The organism is Pseudomonas sp. xss_2, assembly GCF_043104195.1.
GTDB lineage: Bacteria > Pseudomonadota > Gammaproteobacteria > Pseudomonadales > Pseudomonadaceae > Aquipseudomonas > Aquipseudomonas urmiensis.
In genome coordinates this window covers 61,872-75,109 of sequence record NZ_JBICKL010000023.1, presented here as the reverse complement: position 1 = coordinate 75,109, position 13,238 = coordinate 61,872, and the positions used below count along the sequence as shown (strand labels likewise).

The following is a 13,238-nucleotide window of genomic DNA, read 5'->3' as shown; positions in this document are numbered from 1 at the left end:
CCCGCTCCTACAGGACTGGCTGCGCTGCTGATCCTGTAGGAGCGGGCTTGCCTCGCGATGAGGCCGGTACTGCTGCAGAAAAAACCAGGCTGCCCAGCACACCCTCAGTAACGCTAGACTGTGCCCTTTCCAGCAATGGACAGGAGGTCCGGCGTGACCCAACCCCGCAGTTTCCCCAGTGACCTGTGCCTTGAAAGCCCGCGCCTGCAACTGCGCCCCATGCGCCATGCAGACGCTGCGCAGTGGCTGGCGATCATGGCCGATCCGCAGGTCATGCGTTACTGGCACCACGCACCCTGGCAAAACCTCGCCGAGGCCGAAAGCGCCCTGGCCGCCGACCGCCAAGCCTATGCCAATGGCGAGCTGCTCAAACTGGGCATGTACCGCCGCGACAACGGCGAGCTGATCGGCATGGTCCAGCTGTTCAACATCGATGATATTTCCCGCCGCGGCGAGATCGGCTACTGCCTGGCCAGTAGCGTGCAGGGCCGTGGCTACATGGACGAAGCCCTGACCTGCTTCATCGACTACCTTGCCCACACCCTGCACATGCGCCGCCTGGAAGGCGAGATCGACCCGCGTAACCAGGGCTCGGCGCGCACCCTGGAGCGCCAGGGCTTCGTCCTTGAAGGCACCCTGCGCGCGCGCTGGTGCGTGGCGGGCGAGCTGTCTGACTCAGGGCTCTACGGGCTGTTGCTGGAACCGCCTGTTGCATAGGCGAATAGCTACTTTTCGGGGGACAGTTTTCGTGTCGCTGGTGATCAGTCCGTTGCTCGAAGACCTGCAACTGACTGACATCGACCAGGCCATGAAGGCTGCGCCCGCGCTCATCACCCAGGGCAACACCGTGCCCATCCAGGACTCTGAGTGGTTTGAGCCAGGCACAGCCCTGGGGTATGGTCGCAGCTTGTCCCGTTTGCTCCTGGTGCGACCTTGCCCGCTTTCTACCTGACTTTCAGCCTGCTGTTGTACCTCGTCAGCTTGTACTTCGAGGGTGCCGTGATGAGCGCCGGGCGCCATATGCCGGCCTTGCAGATGCTGCTGTATGGGCCGTGGGGCGTGCCGTTCGGCTTGTACCAGTGGTTCGCCAATCCGTTGCTGGCGCTGGCGGTGCTGGCCCACCGACGTTTTCGCCGGCTGGCGCTGGTACTGGGGTTGGCGGCGTTGTACCTGGCGGCCAGCAGCCTTGGCATCGATCGGCTGCCGGATAACCGCAGCTATGCGTTCCAGGATTTGATTGGCTTTGGCGCTGGCTTTTACTTGTGGCTGGCAGCGATTGCGCTGTTTTGCCTGGGCCAGGGCTGGTGGTGCTGGAAGGCTCGCAGCAGCGCTGACATGCCCGGCTGGCGCTGGCTCGATGTGGCGCTGATCGCGGCGCTGGGAGTGGCGGTGTATGCCGGCACGCAGATGCCCTCGCTGCGTTTCCAGGTCGATAAGGTATTGATGCCGCCCGAGCAGCCACAGGCGTTTTGAACCGCGTTAGTGCTGAACCCTGTAGGAGCGGGCTTGCCCGCGATAGGGCCAGCACTGCCAACAGCACACTGGAGCCTTCAGCGGCTCGTGCCCCACTGCACCACCAGCATTCCCAGCACAATCATCCCCACCCCCACCAGCCGCCAGACATTCACCGGCCGCTCCGGTAGACCCATCAGCCCCCACTGATCGATCAGCAGCGACGACAGCACCTGCCCGGCAATCACGCAGACGATGAATCCCGCCGCCCCCAGCCGGGGCGTCAGGACCAATGCAGCGGTGATGTACAGCACCCCGGCCACGCCGCCAAACCACGCCCACCAAGGCGCCTGGGCCAGGCTCTGCAACTGCGGCAGCGGTGCGCGCATCACCAGCAGCGCTGGCACCAGCATCAACAAACTGACCAGCAGCGACACCCCTGCGGCCCACAGCGGATGGCCCAACAACCGACCCAGGGCGGCATTGCTGCCGGCCTGGAATGGCACGGCGGCGCCAGCCAGCACGGCAACGAGCAATGGCAGCAGGGCAGATAGAGCTAATGCTTGCGGCATGATGTTCTCCAGTAAAAGGGCTGGTTTCAGTCTCGGTTATCCATTTCAATGATGGAAATTCGAAGTCTGCACAGGCCGTATTCGCACCATGGATGATCTGCGCCGTATCGACCTCAACCTGTTGTTGACCCTGCACGCCTTGCTCAGCGAGCAGCACGTCTCGCGCGCGGCCTTGCGTTTGCATCGCAGCCAGCCGGCGGTGAGCCATGCGTTGGCGCAATTGCGCGAGATCTTCGCCGACCCGCTGCTGGTCCGGCGCGGCGGGCGGCTGCACTTGAGTGCCCGTGCGCAAGCCTTGCGTGAGCCTCTGCAACACGCCTTGCAGCAACTCGATGGTCTGCTCGGCAGCCCAGGGTTCGAGCCGGGCAGGGCGCGGCGAACGTTTCGCCTGGCGATGTCCGACTATGGCGCGCGGGTAGTATTGCCGGCGTTGATTCGCGAACTGCGCCAGGATGCCCCAGGGGTGGACTTGGTGGTTTCCCAGGGCAGTCGCGAGGCGATGCTGGGGCAACTGATCGATGGCGAAGTGGATCTGGCCCTGGGGGTGTTTCCCGAGCTGCCTTCTGAGGTGCAGTGCCAGGTACTGTTCGAAGAGTCGTTCGTCTGTCTGGCTGACCGGCGTGGCCTGCCGTCGCGGGGTGGGCTGACCCTGGCGCAATGGCTGGCGCGCCCGCATGTGCTGGTGGCGGTCCGTCCGGGTATCGACAACGAGATCGACCTGGCCCTCGAGGCGCTGGCTGAGCAGCGCCGGATTGCCCTGACGCTGCCGCACTGGGGCGTTGCCCAGACGCTGATCGCGGGCACCGACCTGATTCTTACCGTGGCCCGCCGCAGCCTGCTCGGCACCCGCCTCGACCCCGCCCTGCGCAGCTTCGCACCGCCGCTGCCGATTGCGCCGTTTGCCTTTGCCCAGGTTTGGCATTCGCGGCGCGAAGGCGATGCTGGGCATGCCTGGCTGCGTGAACGAGTGCGGGTTCTGAGTGAGTGTAGTGCCGGGGCGAGCTGATGCTGATGTTTGTTCGGCGTGGTTGGCCAGTTGCCAGAGAATGCTAGGCTGGTTGCCAACTTTGAATGCAAGGACCCGCCATGCTCAGCCGATCCACTATCGCCAGTGCCGCCCTACTGGCGTGCTTTGCTTGCCAAGCCCAGGCCGAGGACTACTCGCAGACTTACACCCAGTGCATGGACAAGGCGTCCAGCACATTGGCCATGGGCGCATGTATCCAGGCCGAGACCAGCTTGCAGGACGAGCGGCTGAACCGGGTGTACAAGCAACTGATGGCCAAGCTCGATAAAGAGCAGAAAACCAACCTGCGCGATGTGCAACGCACATGGATCAAGTACCGCGACGGCAACTGCGCCTTCCACGGCCGCTTGAGCAGCGGCAGTATCTACCGCATCGAAGGGGCCATGTGCGAAATGGACATGAGCCGTGACCGCGCGGCGGAGCTGGAGCGGGTGCTCAGCCCGGGGCAGTGAGGGAAATCGAGGTGACTGCCAACGGCCAAGTCACCCTTGTCTGACGTTATCCACGAGCCTGGCTCTGGTGGCGAGCCTTCAGATAGGCCTGCACCTCTATTGCATCCCCAGCAAACTCGATGCGTTCGGCCTTGGCCGAGCGCTGGTAGGCATACATCGGATCGTAATACTCCTTGAGCAACCCCTCGATCCACCCTCGATGCAGCTCCACTGCACCACTGCGCAGCTGCTCATCAAGGGCCTGCTTGAGCCATTCAGCCAGCCGCTGGAATCGCTCGCCACCCAGCCGCTTGTGGATATTGGCAATGCTCTGCAGCATGCGTTCGGCATACAGCCGAGGGCCATGCTCAGGCCCGTGCAGGTCAACGAACTCGGCAGACAGATGGATGACATAATCGCGCAGGATGCGCTCGACCCGGTTGGCAAAACTGTCTTCCAACCACACCAATGGATAGTGCTGCATGCCTTGGTAGAGCTCCAGCGGCAGGGTGCAACTGCCAATGATCCGCCCTTCATCCTCCAGCACGAATTGCTCGATGCCGCGCGCGCGCTTTTTCAGCACATCGATGGCCAGGCGGTTTTCGAAGTCGATCTGCACCGGCTGGGCGCTCGCGCGCTTGCCGAAGCTCGAGCCGCGATGATTGGCGTGGCCTTCCAGATCCAACACATTGTTCAGTTGGTGGAGCACCTCAGTCTTGCCAGTGCCAGTCAAACCGCCTAGCAGGACGAAGTCGCATTGGGCTGCGGCCTGTTGAGTGGTCTGCAGTAGAAACGTACGCATGGCCTTATAGCCGCCCCTGACCCTGGGGTAGGCGATGCCCACTTCTTCACGCAGCCACTGCTGCACGATCAGCGAACGCAGGCCGCCGCGAAAGCAGTACAGGTAACCATTGGGATGAGCCTTGGCAAAGGACGCCCATGCGTATAGCCGCTCGTCCTTGGTCGCGCCGCTGACCAGTTGATGGCCGAGGCTAATGGCCGCGGCCTGGCCGTGCTGTTTGTAGCAAGTACCGACTTTCTGCCGCTCCTGATCGTTCATCAGCGGCAGGTTGACCACGCCGGGGAACGCACCCTTGGCAAACTCGATGGGCGCACGCATGTCCATCATTGGCGCATCATCGAGAAACAGCTGGCGGAAGTCGGTGCAGTCAGGGCGCATCAAATCACCTCGACCGCGTGGCGCTGTCGTTCGACCAGCTCGCCAATCGGCGACAGCTGCAGGCCAAGTTCAGTGGCCACCGCCAGAAACTGCGCCTCACCCTCCGGGCTGACCGCCACCAGCAGGCCGCCGCTGGTTTGCGGATCACACAACAGCTGTTGCTGCTGCTCGCTCAGCACGCCGATCTTGTGCCCATAGCTGTCGTAGTTGCGCAGGGTTCCGCCAGGGATGCAGCCCTCGGCCAGGTAGTGCTCGACGCTCGGCAGACGCGGCACGGCTCGATAATCTAGGCGCGCCGTCAGGCCGCTGCCTTCAGCCAGTTCCACCAGGTGGCCCAGCAGGCCAAAGCCGGTGACGTCGGTCATCGCCTTGACCCCATCGAGCTTGCCAAAGTGACTGCCTGGAGTGTTCAGCGTGCACATCCAGTCTCGTGCCAGGCCCTGGTCTTGCTCGCGCAGCTTGGCCTTTTTTTCTGCCGTGGTGAGGATGCCGATGCCCAGCGGTTTGGTCAGGTACAGGCGGCAACCGGCCGTGGCGGTGTCGTTGCGCTTGAGATGGCGTTTGTTGACCACGCCGGTCACGGCCAGGCCGAAGATCGGCTCAGGAGCATCGATGGAATGTCCGCCGGCCAAGGGGATACCGGCTTCGGCGCAGACTGCGCGCCCACCCCGGATGACTTCGCGAGCAACTTCGGGCGGCAATACGTTGATCGGCCAGCCGAGGATGGCGATGGCCATCAGCGGGTCACCGCCCATGGCGTAGATGTCGCTGATGGCGTTGGTGGCGGCGATGCGGCCGAAATCGTACGGGTCGTCGACGATTGGCATGAAGAAGTCGGTGGTCGAGACCACCCCGCGTTCATCATCCAGGGCATACACGGCAGCGTCGTCACGCGAGGCGTTGCCGACCCACAGGTTTGGGTCAAGGGCCTGACTGCCGCTCTCGGCGAGGATCACATCCAGCACCTTGGGCGAGATCTTGCAGCCACAACCGGCGCCGTGGCTGTACTGGGTAAGACGAATCGGCTCGCTCATACGCACCTCGCATTGTGTGTTGGGCGAGTCTAGCAAACCTGGCGTTTGGGCCATGGGCACTATACTTCGACGGGTGTTGCGGGGTGTCAGGGTTGGCCTCATCGCGGGGCAAGCCCGCTCCCACGCAAATAGCTGAGGGTTCAAAAGCGTGGGAGCGGGCTTGCCCCGCGATGAGCTCAACACTGACGCCGAACCTGAAACTGGCCACATACAGTCTTCCCCGCCCTCGAACCGGAGAAAACCCATGCTCAAACGTCCACTGGCGCTCGCCGCAGGCCTTGTGTTCTCATGCTGTGCTGTCCTCACCCAGGCCGCCGAAACCCTCAGGGTCAGCGCCATCCCCGACGAAGCCCCCACCGAACTGCTACGCAAGTTCAAGCCACTGGGCGAATACCTGCACAAGCAGTTGGGCATGGAGGTGAAGTTCGTGCCAGTGGCCGACTACCCGGCAGTGGTCGAGGCCCTGGCCAGCGACAAGCTCGACCTGGCCTGGCTGGGCGGTTTCACCTTCGTTCAGGTGCACCTCAAAGACCCCAGCGCCACCCCGCTGGTGCAGCGTGAACAAGACGCCAAGTTCACCAGCAAATTCATCACCGCCGACCCCAATGTGAAGAGCCTGGCCGACCTCAAAGGCAAGACCTTCGCCTTCGGCTCTGTCTCATCGACCTCCGGCAGCCTGATGCCGCGTTATTTCATGCTCAAGAACGACAACATCAAGCCTGAAACCTACTTCAGCCGCGTGGCCTATTCCGGCGCCCACGATGCCACCGTGGCCTGGGTCCAGGCCGGCAAGGCCGATGCCGGTGTTCTCAATGCCAGTGTCTGGCAGAAGCTGGTCGACGCCGGCAAGGTCGATACCGACAAGGTCAAGGTGTTCGCCACCACGCCGACCTACTACGACTACAACTGGACCGTGCGCGGCAACATGGACGCCGGCTTGAAAGCCAAGATCAAGCAAGCCTTCCTCGATCTTGATCCGGCCAACCCTGAGCACAAGGCGATCCTCGATCTGCAGGCCGCCAGCCGCTTCATCGAAACCAGCCCCGATAACTACAAGGGCACTGAAGAAGCCGCACGCGAGGCCGGGCTGCTCAAGTGACTATTCGCCTGCACGGGGCGAGCTTGCGCCATGGCCAGGTGCGTGCCCTGGAGGAGGTCGATTTGTTGATCGAGCGCGGCGAACGGGTGGCGATCATCGGGCCCTCGGGGGCGGGCAAGTCCAGCTTGCTGCACCTGATCGCCACGGCCGTTCGGCCTAGCGCCGGTCACCTGGAGGTGCTCGGTGAGCAGCCCTGGGCACTCTCGGCGCGCGCGCGTCAGCGCTTGCGGGCGCGGGTCGGCCTGGTGCACCAGGCGCCACCGTTGCCTTCGCGCCAGCGTGTCATCACCGCGGTACTGGCTGGCCGTCTGGGGCAGTGGGGCATGCTGCGTGGGCTGCTCAATCTGATCTATCCCACCGACGTGCCGGGTGCGCGGCAGGCGTTGGCGGCGCTGGGTATGGCAGACAAGATGTTCGTGCAGTGTGGGCAACTCTCTGGCGGCCAGTTGCAACGCGTGGGCATCGCTCGGGCGTTGTATCAGCGGCCCGAGGTGTTACTTACCGATGAGCCGGTGTCGGCCATGGATCCGGTACTCGCCGAGCACAGCTTGAGCCTGCTTAATCGCCATGCCCAGGCGCAGGGCGTGACCTTGGTCGCCAGCCTGCACGCGGTGGAGCTGGCGTTGGCGCACTTTCCGCGCATCGTGGGCATCCGTGAGGGGCAAGTAGTGTTCGACCGCCCGGCCAATGAGGTCAGCGTGGGCATGCTCGATGCGCTGTACGCCAACGAGCAGTTGCTGGCGCCAACGACAACGGCGCCGAGCATAGTGGTGCAGTTGCCACGATGCTGAATGTCGAGCGCCGCGATCCGGCTGCGCGGCCTCGGCTGCTGTTTACCTTGTTGTGCCTGGCGCTACTGTGGCCGGGGTTGCAGCTGAGCGAGCTGCACCCCGGCGTTCTACTGCAGGCAGAAAACCGTCGGCAGATGGCCAATTTTCTCAGCGCGTTCTGGCCGCCTGCGCACGATCCAGCGTTCCTGTCCTTGTTGTTCGAAGCCACGGTACAGACTCTGGCCGTGGCCACTGCGGGCATGGCGTTGGCGTTGATCCTGGCGCTGCCGGCGAGCCTGCTGGCCAGCCGTGCGCTGTCGCTGCGCGCCGCCTCCAACGCCGGGCGGCTGACAGCCGGCTCGCGCCTGTTGCGCCTGCCCGTGCGCGGCGTGCTGATCTTTTTGCGCAGCGTGCCGGAGATCGTCTGGGCCTTGCTGTTCGTGCGCGCCGTCGGGCTGGGGCCGACCGCTGGCGTGCTGGCGATCGCCATCACCTACAGCGGCATGCTCGGCAAGGTCTATGCGGAGATTTACGAATCGGTCGACCAGCGCCCGGCGCACGCGCTGTTGCAAGCGGGCAGCGGTCGATTGCTGGCATTCTTCTACGGCATCGTGCCGGGGGCGGCGAGCGAGCTGGTGTCGTACACCGTGTACCGCTGGGAGTGTGCGATACGCGCCTCGGTGGTGATGGGCTTCATTGGCGCCGGAGGCCTGGGGCAGCAGATCGATCTATCGATGCGCATGTTCGCTGGGGCCGAGGTGGCGAGCATGCTGCTGACCTTCCTGCTGTTGGTGATGCTGGCAGACCTTTTGAGCCGCTTTCTGCGCGGGAGGCTGGCATGAGCCGGGCGATCAACCTGCTGGTGTTACTGGCGATTGTGCTGGCGGGGGTCGCTTCGTTTGGCTATCTGGAGCTGGATCTGGCCGCAGTCATGGGCAGTGGTGGACTGGCGCAGATGGGCGAGTACGCGACGCGCTTTCTCAGCCCGGACGTGTCTGCCGAGCACTTGCGCGCGGTCGTGCGGGGCGCGCTGGAAACCTTGGCCATGTCTGGTCTGGGCACCTTGCTGGCGATGGTGCTTGGTTTGCTCTTGGCGTTACCTGCCGCGGGGCGTTTCGGCTGGCCGCTGCAAGGCGTCGCGCGCCTGCTGCTCAATGCCTTGCGGGCGATTCCCGAGCTGGTCTGGGCCGCCTTGACCGTGCTGGCCGCAGGCCTGGGCCCCAATGCCGGCACCCTGGCGCTGGCGCTGCATACGACCGGCGTGCTCGGCCGGCTGTTCGCCGAAGCGCTGGAAAACACCCCCAGCGAACCTGCCGAGGCGATCCGCTTGCACGGCGCCAGCCAAGTCGCGGCGTTTTGCTACGGCACCCTGCCCAATCTCTGGCCTCAGATGCTCGCCTACAGCTTGTACCGCTGGGAGAACAACATCCGCATGGCCAGCGTGCTCGGCTTTGTTGGTGCGGGTGGCCTGGGGCAGATGCTCTACACCACCTTGAGCCTGTTCCAGGAAGCCCAGGCCAGCACGGTGATCATCGGCATGCTGGTGCTGGTGTTGCTGGTCGACGCACTGAGCGACCTGCTGCGTCAGCGTTACGTGCGCGTATGAGCGGCTTCATTGCACCCGTTCGCCGCACTGCGCCTCACGCTGCATCGACTCCAGATTGCGCTCGATGGTCTCGCAGATGGTGTCCATCTGAATCTGGTGCTCGCTGAAACGAAACGGGCTCTGCAGGTCGGTACCAATCCGCTCGATCGCCAGCAGCATGAAACCGACCACGGTCGAGGCCAGTGGCGTGAACCAACCCAGCGACTCCACCAGGCCAATCGGCACGATCAGGCAGAACAACGAAATGAACAGCCGCGGAAAGTACACGTAAGGGTAGGGCAGCGGCGTATTGGCGATGCGCTCCATGCCGCCCTGGGCGTTGGACAGGTCCACCAGGGTCGACTCCAGCCGTGCCAGGCGAATGCTGTCCAGCCGCCCGGCCTTGTATTCACGCGCCAGCAGCGCGGCTGAGCCGCTGAGGATATCGTTGGCGAAATTGTTCGAACGATTGCGCCGCTCGAACTCCTGCGGCGGGATGAACGCCATCAGTTCGTCCGGGCATTTCTCCCCCTTCAGGTGCGCCGCCAGGCAGTTCACGTAAGCCACATGCCGGCGTAGCAAGGTGGCCTTGACCGGGTTCAAGCCCTCGTCGCCGTCGTCGATCAGCGTCAGCACCTGGCGGGCGAAGCTGCGCGAACTGTTGACCAGCGCACCCCACAGCGTGCGCGCCTCCCACCAGCGGTTGTAGGCACTGCTGTTGCGAAAACTCACCAGCACCACCAGCGCCGAACCGAGCAAGGTCAGCGGCATCAGTGGCAGGGTGAACTTGCTGTTGAAGAACAGCATGAAATCGATGGTGACCAATACATCCCAAATCAGCAGCCAGAACAGCGACCAGCCGATATAGCCGAAGGTCTTCACCACCAGGCGGATCTTGCGCGCGATGATCTCTTTCAAACGGCGAACCTCGAAACGAAGCGGATGCAGGTTCGGACGCCGGCTGGCGGGCAAGGTTCGCTGCTGTTCGTCGCGCGGGTGTGTCGAAACGTTTTTGACTTCCACTTACCGGGACGAAGCTGACCCTCGGTTGGGAAATCGCTGAGTATTCAACGATTACGGCGACCTTCATCGTATTGGCTGATGTCGGCCACTTCTCAGGCTCGATCAAACAAGTCGTCCCAGGGCAGGGATATTCAGCAAGCGAGGCAACTCGCGAAGGAGGTTCCCGAATGAGCCAAGAGCTGCTCCCGTTTGATATGGCTGATTTATTGGATAGTGATGAAGCTATCAGCGAGTACCTGACCCAGGTACTTGCTGATGGGGATACCGATGAAATCTTGCGTGCCATTGGTCACATTGCCAAGGCGCGTGGGATGGCGCAAATCGCTCAGCAAACCGGTCTGGGCCGAGAAAGCCTCTACAAGACTTTCGGTCCAGGCGCAAAACCACGGTTTGATACGGTCCTTAAAGTGATTCGCGCCCTTGGAATTGATCTGCTCGCTCAGCCTCATGCACTGCTACCGCGCTAAAACGAGGACGGGCAGATCTACATTTGCATGAGCGAGCTCTAGCAGTGGCCGTTGCTTCAATAGGAGTAGCGCAGGGTGGTCATGAAGTTGCGCGGGGCGCCGTACAGCCCGGCTGCGGTGGTCGAGTAGTACTCCTTGTCGAACAGGTTGTTGACGTTCAAGGTTGCCGACAACGACGGGCTGATCTGGTAGCGCGCCATCAGGCTGGTCAGGGCGTAGCTGCTCTGGGTGGTGGCGTAGCTGGTGTTGTAGCCCGTCTCGCTCTGCCAGTTGACACCGCCGCCGAGGGTCAGCTTGTCGAGCGCGCCCGGCAGGCGGTAAGTGGTGAACAGCTTGACGCTGTTACGCGGGATTTCGGTGACGATACGCTTGTCGTCGTCATCGAAACTGACGCTGTAGGAGTAACCGCCGGTGAGCTGCCAGCCCTCGCGGATTTCGCCGTTGAGTTCCAGCTCGACCCCTTCGCTGGTGGTGCCGCTCTCGGCACGGTAGGCCTGGAAGTTATTAGGCTGCAGGTTGTCGCCATCGGCCACGGCGAGGTTGTCCTGCTCGACCCGGAACAGCGCCAGGCTGGCATTGAGCCGACCTTCATAGAAGCCTGCCTTTAGTCCAATCTCATAGCCGGTGCCTTCCTGCGGATCGAGTGGCGAGCCGCTGACATCGCGGATGTTGGCATTCTGCGGGTTGAAGATCTGGGTGTAGCTGGCATAGGCGGTCCAGGTATCGTCCAGGTCGTAGACCAAGCCAGCATAGGGAATGACGATGCCGGTCTCGGTGCGTTCGGTCTTGGTGGTCGCGCCCCCGTAGATGCGGTTGGTGGTTTCGCGGTTCCAGTCCACTACGCGGGTGCCGAGAATCAGGCTGGCCGCGTCGGTCAGGTGCCAGCGCGAGGTCAGGTAGGCGGCGTACTGGGTTTCGGTCAGGTCACTCTCGCCGATCTTGGTAAAGCGCGGCTTGGGCGCTTGGCCGTTCCAGGTGTAGATGTTGTCGATGTCGCCATCGTAGGTGCCGCGCCGCTGCCAGCCGCCGTAGTTGGCGGTGCCACGTTCTTCGATGCGCGACAGGGTTACGCCAGTGATCAGCTCATGCTCGCGACCCAGGAAGGGAAACGCGCCGGTCAGGTAGGCATCCAGGTTGTCCTGCTCGGGGCTGGCCTGCCAGCGGGTCGGCATGAGAAAGGCCCCGGCGCCGGTGGCGGCATCGATATCGCCGGTCATGTAGGTGGCCACGGTGTCGTAGTCGTTGCGCGCATGGCTGTATTCGAGCTTGCCGCTCCACCCGTTGGCGAAGTGCTGTTCGATCGAGGTGAACAGGCTGCTCTGCTTGCGATCGTAGTAGGACCAATCCGGCGAGCTGTTGAACGAGCGCTTGATGTCGGTCAGCGCGCCAGTGGTGGTGAACAGCGGAAAGCCGGTGCGCATGGGGGCATTGGCATGGGTCACCTGATGGCTGAAGCCGAGCGTCAGCAAGGTCGACTCACTCAGGTCGAATTCACTGATGCCGTACAGGGTGGAGATTTCCTGATTGAAGCGGTCGATCCAGGCATGCTGGTCCTTCTGATCGGCGACGAAGCGCCCGCGCACGTTGCCCGCCTCGTTAAGCGCGCCGCCAACATCCACGCTCAGGCCGTAGCGGTCCCAGCTACCGGCCTCGGCCGACAGCAGCACTTGTGGCGCTTGGGTGGGCCGCTTGCGGATCAGGTTGATGGTCGCCGACGGGTTGCCCAGGCCGCTGATCAGGCCAGTGGCGCCGCGCACCACTTCGACCCGGTCGTACATCGCGGTGTTCTGGGTGTAGTTGTCCATGCGCGAGGAGGTCGGTACTCCGTCGATCTCGTAGTTGCTGATGGCAAAGCCACGGGACAGGTACGGCGTGCTGTCGGCGCCGATGCTCTCGCGGATGACGGTGATACCGGCGGTGGCGTCCAGGGCGTCGGTGAGGGTGTCGAGCTTCTGGTCTTCCATGCGCTGGCGGGTCAGCACGGTGACCGACTGCGGGGTCTCCTTGATCGACAGGTTGAGCCGCGTCGAGCTGCTCGAAGACTCGGTGGTGTACGAGCCAGAGCCCTCGGTGGTCGACCCCGGGGCCTTGCCGGAAATGCTCAGTGGCATCAGCTCCATCGCGCCGTTGGCCGCAGAGGCAGTCGGCAGCAACACATAGCCGCCATTACTCTGCCGGCTGGCTTGCAGGCCACTGCCGCCGAGCAAGCGCGCCAGGCCTTCCTCCACGCTGAAGGTGCCTTGCAGGCCTGGCGAGCTGAGCCCCTGGGTCTGCTCGCTGGCGAATGACAGGGTCACCCCGGCGGCGCTGGCGAACTCGCTCAAGGCTGTGCCCAGCGGCCCGGGTGCAATCTCGAAACGGGTCGACTGCTGGACTTGCGCCGCAACGCTGGCAGGGGTGAAAGCGATCAGGGGCACGCCGAAGAGGGCCAGCTGGACGGCGCGGGCCAGGGGAAGACGAGACATCGAAAGTTCCTTGGGGTTGGCAGGGCACAGTGCGGCAGTTATCGCCGCTTCAGTGCTTGGCCGAATGAGAATGAAAATCGGCAACCCCTAATTGATTTTTTTGCGCATATCGCAGCGGCGCCGGAGGCAGCGA

At 63.3% G+C, this 13,238-nt stretch carries 15 protein-coding genes; 10 read left to right on the top strand and 5 right to left on the bottom strand.

All coding sequences use genetic code 11. The features are described from left to right. The first annotated feature begins 153 nt into the window (after positions 1–153). Genes ACF8K2_RS03345 through ACF8K2_RS03335 form a run of 3 tightly spaced genes read left to right on the top strand, consistent with a single transcriptional unit; the run spans position 154 to position 1,473 of the window. Positions 154–717 (top strand): GNAT family N-acetyltransferase, encoded by a 564-nt coding sequence (locus ACF8K2_RS03345; protein WP_186554116.1) that lies wholly within the window; start codon positions 154–156, stop codon positions 715–717. Positions 718–748: 31 nt separating this feature from the next. Beyond that, the gene (locus tag ACF8K2_RS03340) at positions 749–952 is read left to right on the top strand and encodes a hypothetical protein (protein ID WP_186554115.1); all 204 of its coding nucleotides are present in this window, start codon (positions 749–751) and stop codon (positions 950–952) included. Then, on the top strand, positions 934–1,473 hold the full coding sequence (locus ACF8K2_RS03335) for a hypothetical protein (RefSeq protein ID WP_392463437.1): 540 nt from the start codon (positions 934–936) through the stop codon (positions 1,471–1,473). The genes ACF8K2_RS03340 and ACF8K2_RS03335 overlap by 19 nt, the downstream gene beginning before the upstream one ends. 77 nt (positions 1,474–1,550) lie before the next feature. Here the strand turns inward: ACF8K2_RS03335 and ACF8K2_RS03330 are convergent, their stop codons facing one another. Beyond that, entirely contained in the window at positions 1,551–2,024 is a 474-nt protein-coding gene (locus tag ACF8K2_RS03330; RefSeq protein WP_186554113.1) for a DMT family transporter, read from the bottom strand. A gap of 88 nt (positions 2,025–2,112) precedes the next feature. On the opposite strand from ACF8K2_RS03330, the gene ACF8K2_RS03325 reads away from it, so the two are divergent. Then, positions 2,113–3,030, top strand: coding sequence for a LysR family transcriptional regulator (locus ACF8K2_RS03325; RefSeq protein ID WP_186554112.1), 918 nt, complete (start codon positions 2,113–2,115; stop codon positions 3,028–3,030). A gap of 80 nt (positions 3,031–3,110) precedes the next feature. Continuing rightward, the gene (locus tag ACF8K2_RS03320) at positions 3,111–3,503 is read left to right on the top strand and encodes a lysozyme inhibitor LprI family protein (protein ID WP_392463436.1); all 393 of its coding nucleotides are present in this window, start codon (positions 3,111–3,113) and stop codon (positions 3,501–3,503) included. A gap of 46 nt (positions 3,504–3,549) precedes the next feature. Here the strand turns inward: ACF8K2_RS03320 and mnmH are convergent, their stop codons facing one another. Continuing rightward, entirely contained in the window at positions 3,550–4,662 is a 1,113-nt protein-coding gene (mnmH, locus tag ACF8K2_RS03315; RefSeq protein WP_392463435.1) for a tRNA 2-selenouridine(34) synthase MnmH, read from the bottom strand. Then, positions 4,662–5,696 (bottom strand): selenide, water dikinase SelD, encoded by a 1,035-nt coding sequence (selD, locus tag ACF8K2_RS03310; protein WP_392463434.1) that lies wholly within the window; start codon positions 5,694–5,696, stop codon positions 4,662–4,664. The genes mnmH and selD overlap by 1 nt, the downstream gene beginning before the upstream one ends. 244 nt (positions 5,697–5,940) lie before the next feature. Between selD and ACF8K2_RS03305 the strand changes: the two genes are divergently transcribed. The 4 genes from ACF8K2_RS03305 to phnE are packed head-to-tail and all read left to right on the top strand — an operon-like array spanning position 5,941 to position 9,171. Beyond that, positions 5,941–6,795, top strand: a complete 855-nt coding sequence (locus ACF8K2_RS03305) for a putative selenate ABC transporter substrate-binding protein (RefSeq protein ID WP_392463433.1) — start codon at positions 5,941–5,943, stop codon at positions 6,793–6,795. After that, positions 6,792–7,586: a phosphonate ABC transporter ATP-binding protein gene (locus ACF8K2_RS03300; RefSeq protein ID WP_392463431.1), complete on the top strand. Its 795-nt coding sequence runs from the start codon at positions 6,792–6,794 to the stop codon at positions 7,584–7,586. The genes ACF8K2_RS03305 and ACF8K2_RS03300 overlap by 4 nt, the downstream gene beginning before the upstream one ends. Beyond that, positions 7,580–8,407, top strand: coding sequence for a PhnE/PtxC family ABC transporter permease (locus ACF8K2_RS03295; protein ID WP_392463430.1), 828 nt, complete (start codon positions 7,580–7,582; stop codon positions 8,405–8,407). Before ACF8K2_RS03300 ends, ACF8K2_RS03295 begins: the two co-directional genes overlap by 7 nt. Then, positions 8,404–9,171, top strand: a complete 768-nt coding sequence (phnE, locus tag ACF8K2_RS03290) for a phosphonate ABC transporter, permease protein PhnE (protein WP_392463429.1) — start codon at positions 8,404–8,406, stop codon at positions 9,169–9,171. Before ACF8K2_RS03295 ends, phnE begins: the two co-directional genes overlap by 4 nt. 6 nt (positions 9,172–9,177) lie before the next feature. Here phnE and ACF8K2_RS03285 read toward each other — a convergent pair whose 3' ends face one another. Beyond that, complete coding sequence (locus tag ACF8K2_RS03285; RefSeq protein WP_186554104.1) at positions 9,178–10,068, bottom strand: bestrophin family protein; 891 nt, start codon at positions 10,066–10,068, stop codon at positions 9,178–9,180. A 272-nt stretch (positions 10,069–10,340) separates the two neighbouring features. Here ACF8K2_RS03285 and ACF8K2_RS03280 point away from each other — a divergent pair, with 272 nt between their 5' ends. Then, positions 10,341–10,640, top strand: coding sequence for an addiction module antidote protein (locus ACF8K2_RS03280; RefSeq protein WP_392463427.1), 300 nt, complete (start codon positions 10,341–10,343; stop codon positions 10,638–10,640). A 56-nt stretch (positions 10,641–10,696) separates the two neighbouring features. Here the strand turns inward: ACF8K2_RS03280 and ACF8K2_RS03275 are convergent, their stop codons facing one another. Further along, complete coding sequence (locus ACF8K2_RS03275) at positions 10,697–13,105, bottom strand: TonB-dependent siderophore receptor (RefSeq protein WP_392463426.1); 2,409 nt, start codon at positions 13,103–13,105, stop codon at positions 10,697–10,699. Positions 13,106–13,238: the final 133 nt, after the last annotated feature.